Source organism: Burkholderia sp. Ac-20392 (genome assembly GCF_017104585.1).
Lineage (GTDB): Bacteria > Pseudomonadota > Gammaproteobacteria > Burkholderiales > Burkholderiaceae > Burkholderia > Burkholderia lata.
Map to the genome: position 1 here is coordinate 1 of NZ_JAAGPB010000162.1, position 16,765 is coordinate 16,765.

Below are 16,765 nucleotides of genomic sequence, written 5' to 3' on the forward strand. Positions count from 1 at the left end.
ACGCGGGCCGGCTGGCCGCTCGCACGGCGCCTGTGAGCGCCGTCGTTGCGGCGGCCGACGCGTGCGCCCTGCCCGCCCGCGCATTCCTGGTCGGCATGATGGGCGCAGGCAAATCGACGCTCGGCCGCGCGCTCGCGGCGTCGCTCGGCTGGACGTTTGTCGACAGCGACGACGAGATCGAGCGGCGCACCGGCCATTCGGTCGCTGTGCTGTTCGACAAGGTCGGCGAAAGCGGTTTTCGTCTGCTCGAAATGCAGATCGTCGACGAACTGACGCAGCGCCCGAACGTCGTCGTGGCGACCGGCGGGGGCGCGGTGCTGAATCCGCGCAACCGCGCGCGCCTGAACGAGCGCGGCTGCGTGATCTACCTGCATGCGGATCCGGATGCGCTGTGGCGCCGCACGCGCGACGACACGCGCCGGCCGTTGCTGCAGGTGGCCGACCCGCGGCAAACGCTCGCCGCGTTGTACCGCTTGCGCGACCCGCTGTATCGCGAATGTGCGCATGCGCTCGTCGACACGACTTCGCAGGGTGTCGCACGCGCGACGGCCGATGTGTTGACGGTGCTGCTGGCCCGGATCGACGCGACGGATTGAGGACGTACGCAGCGTGCGCTCGCTTCCCTGCCCCTCGAATCGATGGTGAGACGCACGAAGGGGCGGCCCGGACATTGCACATCAGACGCGTTTTCGAAACGGCGAGTTTGGATTTTCAATCGTGCTGTTGTGATAAGAAAAGTTATCCGAACATCGTCGTCACTTTGTCCAACTGCGTGTTCCGTAGCAGACGAATCGGCTCGTCACGCGACGAATCCGCAGGCGTCGCCTGAGCAACGCGCGCCGCACAGCTGCCGCGACGCGCGTCCGGAATGCAGGCGTGAAGGCCCGCGAAACCGCCAAACGGGGGCGATACTTCAGCGCACCTTGATCGTGTAAGCGGCTCGCGCGTCAGCCAGTCCCCCGTCATTGGTGGCCGTGACGGTGAAGGAATAGCTCCCGGCGTTGCCGGGCGTCCCGACGATCCCGCCGGTGTCCGGGTTGAGTAGCAGACCGGGAGGCAACGCCCCGCCAGTCACCGCAAAATGGAGTGTCGCAGGCGTATTCGTCGTGACTCTCGCTTCGTAGAGCGTGCCTCGCGCGGCATCCGGCAAAACCGCGGGGCTCAGTTGCGGCGTCGGCGCCGATACGGTCTGCGGATCGCCGAACGGCGTGCCGTCGGATGTCAACTGCTGTAACGACCAGCTCTGCCCGGGACGGACGACCGTCAGGGTCCAGTGCGTCTTCAGATCGAGGAACTCGAACTTCTGCTTCTCGGTGAAGGCGCCCAGATTTCTGGCCGTTTCCCACTGCTTGATTTTCTCGAGAATCTGGGATGTCAGTGAATTGTCCGAGGACAGGCTGTCCATCGTGAACCAGAAACCGGTGCCGGCGTTGAGCCCCGCGCCGCGTGCGAGCTGGGTTTCGATCTGGAACTGGGTGTCGGCGTCGAGTGTCCAGACGCCTGTGAGATTGAGCCACCCAAGCATGCCCGGCAGGTAGTTGGCCTGGTAGAAGTCATTGTTGCGGAGCATCTGACCCATCGGATCGCCCCAACTCGCGCGGGTCAGCACGTCCCACGCATTCGAGGTCATCCGGCTGGTCTCGCTGATGTAACCATCGTGCCCGGTATGGGTCGCGTAGGTGCCGTTGATCAACCGGGCAATGCCGAAGCTGCCCCAGCCGGAGAGGCTGGCGGATTCCACGCCGTCAAACGAGTGGGACCGGATGCCGACGTCGTTTCGCAGGGCCCCCAGCCGGACGGCAATCTCGTCGATGATGCCGAGGCCGCCGGTGGCCCCGTCGTACTCGTTCACGATCACCCGCGCAACGGGCGTCCCGCGCTCGGCTGCGACCGCGGTGGAGCCCCATAGACCTCGCTGCAGCCCGCTGACTTGCCATACCGTGCCGATCTTCTGGAAGCTGTCGAACGAGATGAATTCGTCGCCCACACGCAGCATTTTTTTGTTGATCGCGGCCTGCGCGGGTCCGGGTACGGGCAAGTAGAGCGCCGTGTCCAGCTTGCTCAAGGGCCGGGACAACGCGGCTTGCGGGCCCGTGGCCAAACGCGGGTCCGGGATCGGCGAAACGTAGGGGTCGATGGCGCGGTCGGAGCCGGTGCTGATGAAGTCCGACATGGTATGAACGCCGACGCGGACACCGCGCTCCTTTGCAATGGCCACGAGGCGTGCAGCGTGGTCGTCGCTGCCGCCGAAGCTGCCGTCGAACCGATAATGGCCGGTGTATTCCCACGGCCCGCGACAGTCCGGCGGAAGCGAGTAGATGTATTGGATGCCCGCGCTTTTGGCGAAGCTGGCAGCGTGGTTGACATTGTCGATGGCGAGATTGGTCAGCACAAGAAACGACTGGCTGCTGGCCTGGGCGACTTTCTGCCATTGGCCGTTCTGGGTCGGATACGGGAGGTGCTCGCCCGACGCGATGAACGACAGCACGGTCGTGACGAGATCCGGTTCGCAACCGTATAGTGCAATTTTCGATCCGATTACCGTGCCGTTGCTGTCGAGCGGACCGAGCGGAATCGGCGCGCCGGTGGGGTTGAGCCGCTCACGCCGGCGCGTATAGTCAAAAGTAAAGGCACGCAGCACGGCCCCCCATGAAGTCTTGGCGGCCACGCTCCACGGTTCCATGGGCGCTACATGCAGCAGGTACGGATTGGGGTCGACGTCACTTTCCCAGCCGTATTGCGGATATTCCTTGGGCCACGCGCCTTCGGTGCGGTCGTTGAGCGGCTTGAGGCCGATCGCGAAATCGTTGTTGCGCACCACGCCTGCGGCTTCGCCGACGGTCTGGTTGATCGCGATGGGCAATGGCCCCCACAGCAGCGTCTGAACGTCGCTGCCGGCGGTGATGAACACCCGGGTGACTTCAAAGGTGGCGTAACCGTTCTTCTGCAGGACGCGGACGTCGGCCTCGAATCCGAGACGCGTCTCGCTCACGAAGTAGAGCGTGCTGTCAGCGGCGGACCATCGGACGCCAGTGGGCATCACCTGTTGTCGGTCGATCACGAGACTGACGAACGGGACGGATTTCCCGGGCGCAATGAAGTCGTGGCCGCTGCGGGAATCGACGAGTTCGACGACAGCGCCGGTGGAGTCCAGGCCCAGCGTCAAATAGCCAGCCGGAATGTGCAGAGTGTTTGTCATGTTTCGACTTTCCTGACGATAAGAGCGGGCGCAAGCGGCGCAGTTTCACCATTGCATCCTTCTCAGGCGTGCCGTGAGCCCATGTTTAGAATGGCTAAGCGATATCGCCGGCATACGAGTAACGGCGGTTGGCCACTGGACGCAGCCGATCCGGCGGACAGACTGGAGCACCCGTGCATGCCGTCGGCGCCGGCAATCCTTCGTCGACGGGTGAGCGCACCGGCTTTCGACGCTCGATCCTTCCGGGATCAGGGCTGCGGGATCTGCGTCGTGAGCCTTGCGTGCGGCACATGACAAGCGACGCACCGTGACTGCCTCAATCGCGCTCGCCGACGCAAGCGCCCTGCTCGAGGCATGCTGCACGGCAATCCGTTCCGATGGCGGCCAGCCGCGGTGGATGGCGGCTGGCCAGCCGCCGTACTCCCTGGTCGAACTTCCGGTCTTGGAACCGGCGCAACTCGAAAGGAGACGGCGGCCGCATGATGCCGGCGTGTGTTGACTTATTGGCTCGGAACTTCGGCGATGTACGCGATGTAGAGGTTTTGCCCCCAATCGCTGCCCGAGTATTCGGGGAACACCGCATCCTGGCGCGTGATGTTGACGTTGAATCCGGTCGTCGTGACCTTGGTCACCGTCACCGAGAACGTGTCCGGATAAGAGGCTCCGTCGTTGGGGTCCTGGAGGGCCGTCACGACGACGATGGGAGCGGTCGAAAACGTGCCGGGGAAAGCGATTTTCGTATTGAACGGCGGGTTTTTCCAGGATTTCCGGTCTTGGCCTTGTTGGCTGCCGATTGCCTGCTTTGCTACGATTCTTTCCAGCATTTCAAGCTCCTAATGGAAAAGACGATTGACCTCGTGGATGAGCCTTGCGCGAAAGCACTCCGCTCGAAGCAAAGTTATGCCGCGCGCACGTCGAAAGCGATTACACGTGATTACACGAATGAAGTAGCGATCCGGGTTCGTCGACATGGCGGCCGAACTACCACCAGGCGAGCCGTAGGTCGGGCAATGTCGAAGCCTCGTATGACCGACACGCGACACCGTCGCGGCAACGAAATGCTCTCGTTGCGGAAGGGTGACGAGTCTTTGACGTGCAACTCCACTGAACGTCCTGATTGGCAGCGCTGACCGCAGTCCGCCGCCCCTCCCCGCATTTGTTCCCGCGACGCAAGACTGTTGCTCCACGGTGGGTGTTCGAGATTGCAACCGGCACGCCTACAGTTCGCCCATCGGATTCATCGATCCGGTCGGCACTGAAGCCGGGAACCCATCACCCATCGAGGCAAATCATGAGCGCATCCAAAGTCATCATCGTCACCGGTGCATCGCAAGGCATCGGCGCGGCAACCGTCGACGCATTCCGGGCCCGCGGCCATCGCGTCGTCGCCACGTCACGTTCGATCGGGCCGTCGAACGATCCCGATCTCGTCACCGTCGCGGGCGACATCGGCGACCCGGCCGTCGCACGGCGCGTGGTCGATGCCGCCATCGAACGCTTCGGCCGCGTCGACACGCTCGTCAACAACGCGGGCATCTTCATCGCGAAGCCGTTCACGCAGTACACCGCGGACGACTACGCGCAGATCACGAGCGTCAACCTGAACGGTTTCTTCCACGTCACGCAGCATGCGATCGCCGCGATGCAGAAGCACGGCAGCGGCCACGTGGTCAGCATCACGACGAGCCTGATCGATCACGCGAACAGCAACGTGCCGTCAGTGCTCGCATCGTTGACGAAAGGCGGATTGAATGCGGCGACGAAGTCGCTCGCGATCGAGTATGCGAAGGCCGGCATTCGCGTGAATGCGGTGTCGCCCGGCATCATCAAGTCGCCGATGCATGCGCCCGAAACGCACGCGACGCTCGCCTCGCTGCATCCGGTCGGCCGCATGGGCGAAATGAGCGACATCGTCGACGCGATCCTGTACCTGGATTCGGCGCCGTTCGTCACGGGCGAGATCCTGCACGTCGACGGCGGCCAGAGCGCCGGGCATTGAGTCGCGGCGTCGACACCGCGAGCCGGCGCGCCTAGCGCGACGCGCGGGCCCGTTTGGCGCGTGTGCCGACCGCAGGCCTGGCCGGCGCGCGCGCCAGATGCTCGATGAGGAAGTCGACGAACACGCGTACGCGCGACGACAGAAAGCGCGCATGGGGATACAGCAGCATGAATGGCCGCGACCGGCCGCCGAGGCCGGGCAGCACTTCCACGAGCGTGCCGGCCCGCAGATCCTGCTCGACGATGAAGCGATAGGTCTGGAACAGGCCCGCGCCACTGCGCGCGAGCGTCACACCGGCAAGGTAGTCGCCCGACGTACCGTAGCTGCCGGTCGTCGCGACGTCGATCCCGTCCGATCCATCGTTGAACAGCCACGGAATCGTCCGCCCGCTGCTCGGCAGCTCGAACTGGATGCATTCGTGCGCATGCAGGTCGTCGACGGCGGTCGGCATGCCTGCGCGCTTCAGGTAGCCGGGCGTCGCGACGATCACGAGTTCGGCATCCTCCAGCTTGCGTGCGATCAGGTTCGAATCGGCCGGCGCGCTGCCGCGGATCGCGAGATCGTAGCCTTCCTCGGCGAAGTCGATGTTGCGGTTGCTCAGGTGGGTGTCGACGCGCACGTCCGGATACCGCTCGCGAAACGCCGGCAGCAGCGGCAGCACGCGATAGTGCCCGTACGGCGTCGGCATGCTGATTCGCAGCACGCCGGCGGGCGTCGCCTGCTGGCCGGTCGCCTCGCGTTCGGCGTCGACGAGTTGCGACAGCGCGTCGCGGCATTGCTCGAAATAGCGGCGGCCGGAATCGGTCAGGCGGATCTGGCGTGTCGTGCGCACGAACAGCCGCACGCCGAGACGCTCCTCGAGCCGCGCGACCGACCGGCTGACCGCGGCCGGCGTGACGCTCGCCGCGTTCGCCGCCAGCGTGAAGCTGCCGAGTTCGGCGGCGAGACAGAACAGCTCGATGCTGCCGAGCAGCAGATCGTCGAATTGTCGTTGCATGAGGCGATTCCTGCCGTCTCCAGCGCGTGGCGCGCGATGACGCCGAGTGTGCATGAATCTCGCGCGGGAAACCAGCGAGCGCACACGGCGTGATTCGTTACACCGCGTCGTGAATCAATTGCTCGGCTGACATTTACCGGCTTCGGCCGCATGACTACAGTGACTCACAGGCAGCACCGATTACCCGAACCCTTTTCCCGCAAGGAGCACGACATGACCGTCGAACAGAAGCTGGCCGACCTGGGCCTCACGTTACCCGAACCGCCGAACCCGCTCGGCAGCTACACGGCCGTCAGCGACGCCGGCAACCTGCTGTTCATCTCGGGACAACTGCCGCTCGTCGACGGCAAGGTCGCCTATACCGGCCGCGTCGGCGAGCAGTTGAGCGTCGACGAAGGCAAGCATGCCGCCCGGCTCGCGGCGCTGAACGTGCTAGCGCAGATCCGCCGGCACCTGGGCGGGTTCGAGCGCCTGCGCAAGATCGTGCGCGTCGAGGGGCACGTGAGTTCGGCGGACGGCTTCTTCGGGCAGCCGGCCGTGATCGACGGCGCGTCGGACCTGTTCGCCGCCGTGCTGGGCGGCAAGTCGGGCCACGCGCGCTCGGCATTCTCCCAGCGGCAGTTGCCGGCCGATGCGGCCGTGATCCTCGTCGTGATCGCCGAGATCGACCCGGCCTGACCGATCGGCCGCCCCGCCGGGCGGCCAGCCCTCTCCGCGGGTGTTTTCACCTGCCCTGCCCGGATTCATTGCTCGTTGAATATCGGGGATCGATCGTCTGGAAGCCTTGTCTGGCAAAGCTGCACACATTCCAGATACATTGAAATACAAAATATCGCGTGCGATCTAATCGAATGCGCTTGACTCGGATGGTCGCCTCGACGAAACTCCATCGTATGCGATCGAATCGCATCTGAAACAAACCAGCCAACTGACGGAGCAAATGATGAGCAAGATCGAAAAAGTGCTGTACACGGGCAAGACGCATACGACTTCGGGCGGCCGCGACGGCACGGCCCGCAGTGCCGACGGCCGCCTCGACATCCAGTTGTCGTCGCCGGGCAGCGCCGGTACCGGCACCAACCCGGAACAGCTGTTCGCGGCCGGCTGGTCGGCCTGCTTCATCGGCGCGATGCAGCTCGCGGCGCGTGCCGCGAAGGTGACGCTGCCGGCCGATCTCGCGGTCGACGCCGAAGTGGATCTCGGCACCGCCGGCAACGCGTACTTCCTGCAGGCCCGGTTGAACGTGAGCGTGCCGGGGCTCGATCGCGACGTGGCGCAGCGGATCGTCGATGCCGCGCACCAGACCTGCCCGTATTCGAAGGCGACGCGCGGCAACATCGACGTCGACATCCGTATCGCTTGAACGATGCATCAGGCGGCCGCGCGCCGCCTTGCCGAATGCCCGATTTCCTTTCTTTCTTTTTGAGGTGAATGATGAATACCCGACTGATCGCCGCCCTTCTCGTCGCTGTTTCGGCCACTGTTGCCGCACCGGCGTTCTCCAGCGAATCCACCGTGACGCGTGCGCAGGTGCGCGCCGAGCTCGCGCAGTTGCAACAGGCCGGTTACCCGCTGAATCGCGCGACCGACGCCACCTATCCGAATGATCTCCAGGCTGCACTCACGCAGATCCATGCCGCCGATGCGGTTGCCGGCAACGAGCAGGCGTCCGGTTACGGCAGCAACGGCGAGGCGGCAACGCAATCGGGCCGCCGGCATGCGGTCAGCGTGGCCGACCGCTCGGTGTATTTCGGTCATTGAGCGCGGCGCATCGTCGATACGCGAATCCAGCATTGCTTTTATTTCTCTTCTGTCGAGGTAAATGATGAAAACCCAATTGATCGCCGCCCTTCTCGTGGCCGTTTCCGCATCCGTTGCCGCACCGGCGTTCGCCGATGCAGCCGCCGTGTCCCGCGCGCAGGTTCGCGCCGAGCTCGTCCAGCTCGAACAGGCCGGCTATCGGCCGGGCCGCGCGAACGATCCGCACTACCCGGACGATCTGCAGGCCGCACTGACGCGCATTCACGCGAACGACACCGCAGTGGCCGATGCAGCGACGTCCGGTTACGGCGGCGAGGCCGTCGCCACGACGCAGTCGGGCAGCCGGCCCGCGACGCGGATCGCCGAACGCTCGATCTACTTCGGTCATTGAACGAAACCGCGCACGGTGCGCAACCGCTGAATCCCCATTTTCTTGTCGAGGTGAATGATGAAGACCCCACTGATCGCTGCCCTTCTCGTTGCCGTGTCGGCTGCCGTTGCCGCGCCGGCGTTTGCTGGCGAAAGCACCGTGACGCGCTCGCAAGTGCGTGCGGAACTGGCCGCGCTGCAGAAGGCCGGCTACCTGCCAAACCGGCCCAATGACCCGAACTATCCGGACAATCTCCAGGCTGCGCTGCGTCGGGTTCACGACAACACGGCAGTCGCGGTCGATTCGCAGGTGTCCGGTTACGGCAGCGACGCCGGCAATGCGACGCAGTCGGGCGGCCGCAGCGCGGTTCGCACGGCCGAGCGGTCGATCTACTTCGGCCATTGAGCATGACGCGTCGGAATCGTCGCGCAAGGCCGGGAAGCTTGGTACGACGTGTGGGAAACGGGAGCGCGTGCGAATGGCGCGCTTCTCGTTGACCTTCGACGGAAGGTAACGTCGCAGGTTGACATGCGCACGTGCTCGCGTGGGCTTGGGGTTCGATAGTGCGCAGCGCCAACGCCGCGACCGGCGATCGCCACTAGCGAGCATGGAAGAAAGAAGCGGCAGCAGCCTCGGCAGCCGAACAGCAACCCAAAGCCAAACGCGTTCACGATCATGGACGTCCCTCCGCCGATGGCCCGGCGCCGCTCGAATTGAGTGATGGCGTAGGGGGAAACCGGATGATGTCGATGCCGCGCAAAGTGGTTGCCTCCGCAACCGCATCGAGCTGCGGCCGCGCACCCGGCCACTGATGTCGGGCCCTGTCGATCCGGCGCTCGAAGCGATACACGATGGCGGGCGGGAAGTTCATCCACGCGACGCCAACCCGGATGGCGCGAATGCGCATGGCCTCCAGATAGCGGGCCGGGATCGGGCAGCGCGGCACATACGTGAACTGGTAGAACGCGCCATCGGCAGCAAGATGACGCGCGAACGCGCAGTGAACGATCGCGACGGCCTGTTCGACCGGCATCGCGACGAGCGGCAATCCGCTCACGATCGCATCCGCGCGCGCCCCGCCGAAGAAGTCGCCCGTCATGCCGAGCTGCGCCGCATCCATCTGCATGATCCGCAACGCGGGAAACTGATGCCGCAGCGTGTTCGCGAAAGCGGGATCGGCTTCCACCAGCACCAGCCTGTCGCTAGCCACGCCGCGTGCGAGCAGCGCCCGCGTGAACACGCCGGTGCCCGCACCGAGCTCGATCACGGTGGCGCCGTCGCGCGGGATATCGGCGGTGATCAGCGCGGCGAGCGCCGGGCCGGATGGCGCGAGCGCGCCGACCCGGCGCGGATGGCGCAACCAGGTCCGCAGGAACAGCATCCATTCAGGGATTTTCATCGACAGGCTCCAGGTGGGGTCGATCGGTCAACGACATGTCGGGCTAGGCGGCCGCTTGCGCGGCCAGGTAGCCGGCCGTGATGAACAGCGTGTTCCAGAGCACGATGCCGGCCGCTGCGCCCGACGCGAACCGCGCGAAACTCGTTTCCAGCAAGCCGGCGAGCGCCGGTGCGACGAGCCGGACGAACGGCACCAGTTGCGACCAGAGTGCGAGCCGCGTGGGCCGAGCGCGGATGCCGTCGATCAGCACGTCCATTCGTGCGGGCTGCAGCCTGCCCAGCGACGCGACGCGGCGCAGCAGGGCCAGCACGCTGTCTTCCGGCCACAGGTTGCCGAGTGCGTAATGCAACAGGCAGCCCGCGAAGCTGCCGAGCGCCGTGATGACGATGGCTTCCGGCAGTGTCCATGCGCCCTGCGCGCTGGCGACACCGATCATCGTGAGGAGCACGTGCGACGGCAGCACGGGGATCAGCCGTTCGATCAGCGACAGGCCGACGAGGCAGGCGATGCTGTTGGCGCCGGCCAGGCTGAGCGCGAGGCCGAACGGGACGAGCGTGGTGAGCGGGTTCATCGCGCTCCTCCCGCGCAGCGGTTGCGCAACGCGCACAACGCGCGCGATCTTCCATGCCAGAATGGCCCGCACCCGGACGGCGCGCGGGTGGAGCCTCGTGCCGCATTGCATTGCAGCAACGGAATTGAAGGACGTGACACGGTCATCGCGAGCCTCTCGAGAAAACGCCAGATGCATTGCACCGGCAATGCGGCGAATGGCACGCATCGTGGCCCTCAGGCTTTAAGAAGTTTTTAATCGCGGTCGGTCAGGCTGGCGACCTCGACATTCGAGGAGCGAAACCGATGCATATCCTGCTGGTGGAAGACGATGTCATGCTGGCCGACGCCGTGTGCGCGGGCCTCAGGCAGAACGGCTGGCGCGCGGACTGGTCGGCCGACGTGCCGGCCGCGCGGCTCGCGCTCGTCGGTCACGACTACGACGCGGTGCTGCTTGACCTGCAACTGCCGGGCGCGTCCGGTTTCACGCTGCTTGCCGCGATGCGCGCGAACTTCGACCCGACGCCGGTATTGATCGTGACCGCACGCGATCAGCTGAGCGACCGTATCCGCGGCCTCGACGCAGGCGCCGACGACTATCTCGTGAAGCCGTTCCAGCTCGACGAGCTCTACGCACGGCTGCGTGCGCTGACGCGCCGCAGCCAGGGCCGCGTGTCGGAGCGTCTGATCTACCGCGACGTGCACGTCGATCCGGCGCGCAAGGCAGTCACGCGCGCCGGCGAACCCGTTGCGCTCAGCATTCACGAATACCGCACGCTGCTCGCGCTGATGGAGCGGCAAGGCCGCGTCGTCACGCGGACGCAGCTCGAAGCGCGCGTGTACGGCAACGACAGCGAAATCGAAAGCAACACGATCGCGGTGTACATCCATCAACTTCGCCGCAAGCTCGGCGACGAACTGATCGTGACGGTGCATGGCTTCGGCTATCGCGTCGGCGAGAGTCCGGCATGAAGTCGCTACGCGTGCGCCTGCTCGCGACCGTGATGGCGGCGGTCGTCGTGTTCTGGGCGAGCTGGGGGGCGTTTCTCGGCATCGGCCTGTGGCGCGAACAGCGCGGCTGGCGCGACAGCATGCTCGAAAGCGCCGCGCAACTGCTGCTCCTGTCGTTGCCGGATGCGATCGATCGCCTGCCCGAGGCGAACGCCCAGGCAGTGGTGCCGAACACCGCGTATGGCAAATACGACGTCGCGTTCCAGGTCTGGGTCGATGGCCGCAACGTGATGCACAGCGCGGATGCGCCGGGGGCGGCGCTCAAGGCCGACCTGCGGGACGGATACGGCGTGAGCGCCGGTCGCGGCGCCGCGCACGACGAGACCTGGCGGGTCTACTCGCTGTCGGATCCGGCGGGCCGGATTCACGTTCAGACGGGCGGCCCGGCCACGACCTGGCAGGAGAAGGCGAGCAATGCGCTGCAACTCGGCCTGTTCAATACGGCGGTGATGCTCGGGATGCTGGGCGTCGTGATCTGGTGGGTGATCCGCTGGTCGTTCGGGCCGGTGCGCGACGTCCAGCGAGCGATCCAGCACAAGGCCGCGTTCGATTTCTCGCCGTTGCCGCTGGTGACGCTGCCGGGCGAACTCCGCCCGCTCGTCGAGTCGTTCAATCGCCTGCTTGCGCGACTGAATCAGGCCGTCGACACCGAGCGCCGTTTCATCGGCGACGCGGCGCACGAGTTGCGCACGCCGCTGGCGGCGTTGTCGGCCCAGGCGGAAGTCGCATTGCAGGCGGACAGTCTGGCAGACAAGAACGAGGCACTGCGTCGGCTTGCAACGGGCGTCGAGCGCAGCGCGCGGCTATCCGGGCAATTGCTCGAACTGGCGCGGCTGGATGCCGGATCGCGCGTCGACCAGCACGGGCCGGTAGACCTGTCGCGGCTCGTTGCGCTGATCGCGAGCGACTTCGACGCGACCGCGCATGCGCGCCGGCAGACGGTGCGGATCGCGGTCGAACCGGTACGCGTCTGGGGCGATCTGGACGAGATCGCGATTGCCGTGCGCAACCTGATCGACAACGCGCTGCGATACGGCCGTGACGGCGGGCGGGTCGAGATCACGTGCGACAGCCCTGCCGATGCGGACGGGGCGCAGGTCAGGCTGCGGATCGCGGACGACGGGCCCGGCGTGCCGGTCGGCGAGCGCGAGCGAATCTTCGAACGCTTTTACCGCGTACCGGGAACGGTGCCGCCAGGCAGCGGCATCGGCCTGTCGCTCGTCGCGCGAATCGCCGATGCTCACGGCGGGTCGGTCGAGGTGGCGGCGGGGATCGGGGGGGACGGGCTGGCGGTGGTCCTGTCGTTCCCGATATGGGTGGATCCGGAACGCTGGCAGCGGTAGCGTGGGCGCGGGCCAGTCTTGTCGTGCAGGCGCCGCGCCCTGCCCGACCGATCCCGGTCTATGCTGTGCCATCGAAACCTTCAATCGAGGAGCAGCCGATGTCCGATGCAACGACCGGAAACGCGCCAGGCAGCGCGCACCCGCTCGACCATGTGGTGTGGAACGCGCTGGCGGGCAGGCAGCGCCGCTTTGCGCTCGGCAACGACCGTGCATGGCGATTTCCGGCAGCCATCGCGCCGTTCGCCGCGATCGAGGACACGAGCGCGGCATCGTTCGATGCGTTGCGCACACTGATCGCCGCCCACGGGCCGGCGGCACTGGTCACGACGGACGAGATCGAGCCGCCGGCGGGATTGTCGGTGATCCGGCGCGCAAACCTGTTGCAGATGGTCTGGCAAGGGGCGCTCGACCCGGCGCCTGAACCGGGCTACGTCACGCTCACCGCAGCCGATGTGCCGGACATGCTCGCGCTGACCACGGCCGCGCAGCCCGGCCCGTTCGGCCCGCACACATACGAGCTCGGCCATTACATCGGCATTCGCAGCGAAGGCAGGCTGGCCGCGATGGCCGGCGAGCGGATGCAGGTCGACGGGTATACGGAGATCAGCGCCGTCTGCGTGGATGCCGCGTTCCGGCGGCAAGGGCTGGCGGCGCGTCTGATGCGGGCGTTGATTGCGGAGATCGATGCGCGCGCGGATACGCCCTTCCTGCACGTCCTCACGTCGAACCAGGTGGCGATCGAGCGCTATCTCGCACTGGGTTTCGTCGTCCGCCGCGAAATGCACCTGCTGGTGCTGGGCGACGGGCAAGCATGACGACGCGGCCGGCACGGTGCGCGTGCCGGCCGCTGGAGGTTCGGGTATTTATTCGTCGGTCGACCGGATCAGGTTGCCGCGCAGCGTGACGATCGCCTTCTGCATCTTCGCGAATTCGTCCGGCTTCAACCCGGTGGCTTCGACCAGGTTCATGTCGAGCCCCTTCTCTCGCACGCGGCGGCCGCTCTTCGTCAGGCTGACGAGCACCTGGCGTTCGTCCGACGGATCGCGGTGCCGCTCCAGGTAGCCCATCGCCTCGAGCTTCTTCAGGATCGGCGTCAACGTATTGGATTCGAGGAACAGCTTCTCGCCGAGCTGGCCGACCGTCTGGTTGTCCTGCTCCCACAGCGCAATGATCGTGATGTATTGCGTATACGTGAGGCCGAGTTCTTCGAGGATCGGCTTGTACGCCTTGCCGAACGCCAGGTTCGTCGAATAGATCGCGAAGCACAGGAATTCGGACAGCTTCGGCGCGGCGGCGGATGGGGTTTCGGTCGGTTTCATGAACGTCCTCCAGCGACGCGAACGGCCGCAGATGGACGCATTATATATCGCGTGCGATCTTATCGGAAACATGATAATCGTTCTCGATGAACCGGCGCGCCGTCAGTCCGCCCTGCGGCGCTTGCCGGTCTGCACGCGGTTGACCGACAGCAGCGTGCATTGCACCGGATGCGCGATTTCGGTCGCGAGCCCGCCTGCGGCAAACAGCAGGATCGTCAGCCAGCGTTTCATGCGTCCTCCACGACCGAGAGGCTTGCGCCATCGGCGACCGTTGCATCGAGCGCATACGGGTCGACGCCATCGAGGCAGCCGAGATTGACGCGCCAGCAGGCCGGGTCCTTGCGCGTCTGATGGAACGGATAGATGCCGCAATGGCTGCAGAAATAGTGACGGGCCGTGCGTGTGTTGAACTGGTAGCACGTCAGCGCGCCCTCGCCTTCGACGATCTTCAGTTCGCTGGCGGCGAACATCGGGCTCATCAATGCGCCGCGCCGGCGGCACAGGCTGCAGTTGCAGCGCACCGCCGGCGTAATGGCGGTGCGGACTTCGAATTTGACGGCCCCGCAATGGCAGGACCCTTTGAACCAGGTTGCAGACATGGTGCACTCCCGAAGAGGTCATGCCTGCTTTATAGCGGACGCCCGAACGTGCGTTGTATCGCGATGTATCCGCGGTTCGTGCAGATACAGAACATTGCAAATCGGCGGCGGGCGGCGACGTATCGGTGCGGCGATCGGGGGCGTTTACCGATCGCCGGCATGAGGCTGCGGCCCGTTGCGCGCGAATCGTGCGATCAATCCAGCACGTGCTGCATCCGTTCGATCGCGGCCCGCGTTTCGCGTTCGAGCGTGGCGAACAGCTCGGCCGCCGGCAGCGACCGCACGAGCGGCGCCGCCTGCCCAGCCCACTGCGCGCCGTAGCCGAATTCACCCTTCGCCTTCGCGGCCGCATGCAGCGCCTTGCCGGCGTCGTATGCGATCGGGTATGCGGGCGTGGCCGGCGCGTGCGGATCGTCGCCGAGCGCGGTCAGGCGGTTCGCGAGGCCGCGGGCGATCCGGCCCGAGATCGCGGCCGTGAACGTCGTGCGGCGTGCCGCGTCGCCAAGCAGTGCGCGGCGATAACCGTCGTCGATCGACGTCTCCGGGCACGCGACGAACGCGGTGCCGAGCTGGGCGGCCTGCGCGCCGAGCGCGAGCGCGGCGGCGATGCCTTCGCCGTCCATGATGCCGCCGGCGGCGATCACCGGCAGCGCGCATTCGCGCACGATCAGGCGCGTGAGCGCAAACGTGCCGAGGCGATCGTCATGCGCGGTCGAATCGAACACGCCGCGGTGCCCGCCCGCTTCGATCCCCTGCGCGACGATCGCATCGATGCCGGCGGCGGCGATCTGGCGGGCTTCGTCGAGATTCGTCGCGGCCGCGAACAGCGTGACGCCCGCGCGCTTCAGCGCGGCGATCACGTCCGCGGACGGCAGCCCGAAATGAAAGCTGACGACGGCCGGCTTTTCTTCGACGAGCAGCGCCTGCATCGCTTCGTCCGCGATGAAGCTCGTATAGATCTCCGACAGCGATGCGGGCGGCGTCGCGCCGTATTCGCGGAACGCCGGTGCAAGCCACTCGAGCCACGCGTGTTCGACGGCCGCGTCGGCGTGTGCCGGCTGGTGGCAGAACACGTTGATGTTGAACGGCCGGTCGGTGAGCGCACGCGTGTCGCGGATCATCTTGCGCGCGCCGTCGGCGTTCGTCGCGCCCACGCCGAGCGAGCCGAGCCCGCCCGCATTCGACACGGCGGCGGCCAGCGCCGGCGTGCTGACGCCGGCCATCGGCGCCTGGACGATCGGGGCGCGCACGCCGAGCGTGCGCAACAGCGTCCGGTTGTCGGTCGATTGATTCATGTCGCTTGCCTCCTTCCTGCAAGAGCCGTCATCGAAATGCGTCGGCCGGATGCGGGCCGACGCGCGTGTGTCGAGTTCGGATCGGTGCGCGTTTGTCGTGCCTTGTGCGCGACCGGTCACGTGAAAGTCATGTCGAAAACGATGGATAGCCATGCGGCGCGGCGGTGTCTGCGACTGTGGCGACGGTGCGCATCGTCGCCACCGCCCGGCGCAACACCCGCCTCCGCGCCCATCCTACGCCAGCCCGCGATCCGCCGGCCAGCCGCTATCTGCCGCGCGCCCAATGCGCGAGCCCCGCGCAAACCGCCAGCAACGCACCCGTCACGAAGAACACCGAATGCAGCCCGAGTGCGACGCCGATCTGTCCGCCGATCACCGGGCCGATCACCTGTCCGCTGAACTGCGCGGACTGCAGGTAGCCGAGCATCTGCCCGGTCGCGCGCTCGTCGACCGATTGCCGCACGAGCTTGCCGATCGACGGCAGCAACCCGGCGAGCGTCATGCCCATCAGCCCGCGCAGCGCGGCAAGCTGCCACCAGTGCGTGACGAACGCCTGCGGCACCATCGCGAGCGCGGTCAGCAACAGGCAGCCGATGATCACGTTCCAGCTGCCGATCCGGTCGGCCAGCGCGCCGAGTCGCGCGGCGGTCAGCATGCTGCCGAATGCCGAACACGCCATCACGACGCCGGCGACGCGCGCGAGGTGGTCGCCGCCCACGCCGAGGCCGCCGATATAGACGGTGATGATCGGCTCGATCGACATGTTCGCGAGCAGCACCATCATCGCCGTCACCAGCAGTGCGGCGACCGCCGCGCGATTCGTGCGGTGCGGCGTGCCGGCCGCGGCGCTCGAGGTGCGCACGCCGGCATCGGTGCCCGCGTGGAAATCTTCCTTCACGACGAAGATCGTCAGCAGCGCGGCGA

Annotated in this window: 20 protein-coding genes; 10 read left to right on the forward strand and 10 right to left on the reverse strand. The window is 66.2% G+C overall.

The features are described 5' to 3' along the window. The coding region (locus tag G3N99_RS18905; RefSeq protein WP_346778493.1) for a shikimate kinase at nucleotides 1-596 on the forward strand (596 nt) is incomplete at its 5' end. Between the two features lie 317 nt (nucleotides 597-913). On the opposite strand, the gene G3N99_RS18910 is transcribed toward G3N99_RS18905, so the two are convergent. Further along, a complete protein-coding gene (locus G3N99_RS18910; protein WP_206123172.1) occupies nucleotides 914-3,199 on the reverse strand; it encodes an Ig domain-containing protein in 2,286 nt (761 codons plus the stop codon). 500 nt (nucleotides 3,200-3,699) lie between these two features. Then, the gene (locus tag G3N99_RS18915) at nucleotides 3,700-4,023 is read right to left on the reverse strand and encodes an H-type lectin domain-containing protein (protein ID WP_174934024.1); all 324 of its coding nucleotides are present in this window, start codon (nucleotides 4,021-4,023) and stop codon (nucleotides 3,700-3,702) included. Nucleotides 4,024-4,490: 467 nt separating this feature from the next. Between G3N99_RS18915 and G3N99_RS18920 the strand changes: the two genes are divergently transcribed. Beyond that, entirely contained in the window at nucleotides 4,491-5,198 is a 708-nt protein-coding gene (locus tag G3N99_RS18920) for an SDR family NAD(P)-dependent oxidoreductase (protein ID WP_174934027.1), read from the forward strand. Nucleotides 5,199-5,229: 31 nt separating this feature from the next. On the opposite strand, the gene G3N99_RS18925 is transcribed toward G3N99_RS18920, so the two are convergent. Then, entirely contained in the window at nucleotides 5,230-6,195 is a 966-nt protein-coding gene (locus tag G3N99_RS18925) for a LysR family transcriptional regulator (RefSeq protein ID WP_206123173.1), read from the reverse strand. Between the two features lie 213 nt (nucleotides 6,196-6,408). Here G3N99_RS18925 and G3N99_RS18930 point away from each other — a divergent pair, with 213 nt between their 5' ends. The 5 genes from G3N99_RS18930 (at nucleotide 6,409) to G3N99_RS18950 (ending at nucleotide 8,731) form a co-directional block, all read left to right on the forward strand. Then, on the forward strand, nucleotides 6,409-6,873 hold the full coding sequence (locus G3N99_RS18930) for a RidA family protein (RefSeq protein ID WP_174946060.1): 465 nt from the start codon (nucleotides 6,409-6,411) through the stop codon (nucleotides 6,871-6,873). Nucleotides 6,874-7,138: 265 nt separating this feature from the next. Then, nucleotides 7,139-7,558: an organic hydroperoxide resistance protein gene (locus G3N99_RS18935; protein ID WP_174934033.1), complete on the forward strand. Its 420-nt coding sequence runs from the start codon at nucleotides 7,139-7,141 to the stop codon at nucleotides 7,556-7,558. 71 nt (nucleotides 7,559-7,629) lie between these two features. After that, the gene (locus G3N99_RS18940; protein WP_206123174.1) at nucleotides 7,630-7,956 is read left to right on the forward strand and encodes a DUF4148 domain-containing protein; all 327 of its coding nucleotides are present in this window, start codon (nucleotides 7,630-7,632) and stop codon (nucleotides 7,954-7,956) included. A gap of 61 nt (nucleotides 7,957-8,017) precedes the next feature. Next, nucleotides 8,018-8,347 (forward strand): DUF4148 domain-containing protein, encoded by a 330-nt coding sequence (locus G3N99_RS18945; protein ID WP_206123175.1) that lies wholly within the window; start codon nucleotides 8,018-8,020, stop codon nucleotides 8,345-8,347. 54 nt (nucleotides 8,348-8,401) lie between these two features. Then, nucleotides 8,402-8,731 carry a DUF4148 domain-containing protein gene (locus tag G3N99_RS18950; protein WP_206123176.1) on the forward strand — a complete coding sequence of 110 codons (330 nt, stop codon included), beginning with the start codon at nucleotides 8,402-8,404 and terminating at the stop codon, nucleotides 8,729-8,731. A gap of 268 nt (nucleotides 8,732-8,999) precedes the next feature. Here the strand turns inward: G3N99_RS18950 and G3N99_RS18955 are convergent, their stop codons facing one another. Together G3N99_RS18955 and G3N99_RS18960 are read right to left on the reverse strand one after the other, a co-directional pair. Next, nucleotides 9,000-9,725 carry an rRNA adenine N-6-methyltransferase family protein gene (locus tag G3N99_RS18955; protein ID WP_206123177.1) on the reverse strand — a complete coding sequence of 242 codons (726 nt, stop codon included), beginning with the start codon at nucleotides 9,723-9,725 and terminating at the stop codon, nucleotides 9,000-9,002. 43 nt (nucleotides 9,726-9,768) lie between these two features. Further along, nucleotides 9,769-10,296 (reverse strand): VTT domain-containing protein, encoded by a 528-nt coding sequence (locus tag G3N99_RS18960; protein ID WP_174934043.1) that lies wholly within the window; start codon nucleotides 10,294-10,296, stop codon nucleotides 9,769-9,771. A gap of 284 nt (nucleotides 10,297-10,580) precedes the next feature. Between G3N99_RS18960 and G3N99_RS18965 the strand changes: the two genes are divergently transcribed. The 3 genes from G3N99_RS18965 (at nucleotide 10,581) to G3N99_RS18975 (ending at nucleotide 13,443) form a co-directional block, all read left to right on the forward strand. After that, on the forward strand, nucleotides 10,581-11,246 hold the full coding sequence (locus tag G3N99_RS18965; protein ID WP_174934045.1) for a response regulator transcription factor: 666 nt from the start codon (nucleotides 10,581-10,583) through the stop codon (nucleotides 11,244-11,246). Beyond that, on the forward strand, nucleotides 11,243-12,628 hold the full coding sequence (locus G3N99_RS18970) for an ATP-binding protein (RefSeq protein WP_206123178.1): 1,386 nt from the start codon (nucleotides 11,243-11,245) through the stop codon (nucleotides 12,626-12,628). Before G3N99_RS18965 ends, G3N99_RS18970 begins: the two co-directional genes overlap by 4 nt. Before the next feature lie 98 nt (nucleotides 12,629-12,726). Next, on the forward strand, nucleotides 12,727-13,443 hold the full coding sequence (locus tag G3N99_RS18975) for a GNAT family N-acetyltransferase (protein WP_206123179.1): 717 nt from the start codon (nucleotides 12,727-12,729) through the stop codon (nucleotides 13,441-13,443). 48 nt (nucleotides 13,444-13,491) lie between these two features. On the opposite strand, the gene G3N99_RS18980 is transcribed toward G3N99_RS18975, so the two are convergent. The 5 genes from G3N99_RS18980 to G3N99_RS18995 all read right to left on the reverse strand — a co-directional run. After that, nucleotides 13,492-13,947, reverse strand: coding sequence for a MarR family transcriptional regulator (locus tag G3N99_RS18980; protein ID WP_107314491.1), 456 nt, complete (start codon nucleotides 13,945-13,947; stop codon nucleotides 13,492-13,494). A 102-nt stretch (nucleotides 13,948-14,049) separates the two neighbouring features. After that, the gene (locus G3N99_RS42390; protein ID WP_277396392.1) at nucleotides 14,050-14,178 is read right to left on the reverse strand and encodes a hypothetical protein; all 129 of its coding nucleotides are present in this window, start codon (nucleotides 14,176-14,178) and stop codon (nucleotides 14,050-14,052) included. Continuing rightward, complete coding sequence (locus tag G3N99_RS18985; RefSeq protein WP_206123180.1) at nucleotides 14,175-14,546, reverse strand: GFA family protein; 372 nt, start codon at nucleotides 14,544-14,546, stop codon at nucleotides 14,175-14,177. The genes G3N99_RS42390 and G3N99_RS18985 overlap by 4 nt, the downstream gene beginning before the upstream one ends. 194 nt (nucleotides 14,547-14,740) lie before the next feature. Further along, nucleotides 14,741-15,841, reverse strand: coding sequence for a nitronate monooxygenase (locus G3N99_RS18990; protein WP_174934053.1), 1,101 nt, complete (start codon nucleotides 15,839-15,841; stop codon nucleotides 14,741-14,743). A gap of 265 nt (nucleotides 15,842-16,106) precedes the next feature. Continuing rightward, nucleotides 16,107-16,765, reverse strand: a 659-nt coding sequence (locus G3N99_RS18995) for an MFS transporter (RefSeq protein ID WP_206123181.1), incomplete at its 5' end; no start/stop codon positions are given.

Excerpts from the sequence above, each read along its gene's own strand:
- G3N99_RS18915 (WP_174934024.1), bottom strand. The coding sequence starts at position 4,023 with ATGCTGGAAAGAATCGTAGCAAAGCAGGCAATCGGCAGCCAACAAGGC.
- G3N99_RS18965 (WP_174934045.1), top strand. The coding sequence starts at position 10,581 with ATGCATATCCTGCTGGTGGAAGACGATGTCATGCTGGCCGACGCCGTG.
- G3N99_RS18975 (WP_206123179.1), top strand. The coding sequence starts at position 12,727 with ATGTCCGATGCAACGACCGGAAACGCGCCAGGCAGCGCGCACCCGCTC.
- G3N99_RS18935 (WP_174934033.1), top strand. The coding sequence starts at position 7,139 with ATGAGCAAGATCGAAAAAGTGCTGTACACGGGCAAGACGCATACGACT.
- G3N99_RS18970 (WP_206123178.1), top strand. The coding sequence starts at position 11,243 with ATGAAGTCGCTACGCGTGCGCCTGCTCGCGACCGTGATGGCGGCGGTC.
- G3N99_RS18910 (WP_206123172.1), bottom strand. The coding sequence starts at position 3,199 with ATGACAAACACTCTGCACATTCCGGCTGGCTATTTGACGCTGGGCCTG.
- G3N99_RS18930 (WP_174946060.1), top strand. The coding sequence starts at position 6,409 with ATGACCGTCGAACAGAAGCTGGCCGACCTGGGCCTCACGTTACCCGAA.
- G3N99_RS18950 (WP_206123176.1), top strand. The coding sequence starts at position 8,402 with ATGATGAAGACCCCACTGATCGCTGCCCTTCTCGTTGCCGTGTCGGCT.
- G3N99_RS18990 (WP_174934053.1), bottom strand. The coding sequence starts at position 15,841 with ATGAATCAATCGACCGACAACCGGACGCTGTTGCGCACGCTCGGCGTG.
- G3N99_RS18960 (WP_174934043.1), bottom strand. The coding sequence starts at position 10,296 with ATGAACCCGCTCACCACGCTCGTCCCGTTCGGCCTCGCGCTCAGCCTG.
- G3N99_RS18945 (WP_206123175.1), top strand. The coding sequence starts at position 8,018 with ATGATGAAAACCCAATTGATCGCCGCCCTTCTCGTGGCCGTTTCCGCA.
- G3N99_RS18940 (WP_206123174.1), top strand. The coding sequence starts at position 7,630 with ATGAATACCCGACTGATCGCCGCCCTTCTCGTCGCTGTTTCGGCCACT.
- G3N99_RS18920 (WP_174934027.1), top strand. The coding sequence starts at position 4,491 with ATGAGCGCATCCAAAGTCATCATCGTCACCGGTGCATCGCAAGGCATC.
- G3N99_RS18985 (WP_206123180.1), bottom strand. The coding sequence starts at position 14,546 with ATGTCTGCAACCTGGTTCAAAGGGTCCTGCCATTGCGGGGCCGTCAAA.
- G3N99_RS18925 (WP_206123173.1), bottom strand. The coding sequence starts at position 6,195 with ATGCAACGACAATTCGACGATCTGCTGCTCGGCAGCATCGAGCTGTTC.
- G3N99_RS18955 (WP_206123177.1), bottom strand. The coding sequence starts at position 9,725 with ATGAAAATCCCTGAATGGATGCTGTTCCTGCGGACCTGGTTGCGCCAT.
- G3N99_RS18980 (WP_107314491.1), bottom strand. The coding sequence starts at position 13,947 with ATGAAACCGACCGAAACCCCATCCGCCGCCGCGCCGAAGCTGTCCGAA.
- G3N99_RS42390 (WP_277396392.1), bottom strand. The coding sequence starts at position 14,178 with ATGAAACGCTGGCTGACGATCCTGCTGTTTGCCGCAGGCGGGCTCGCG.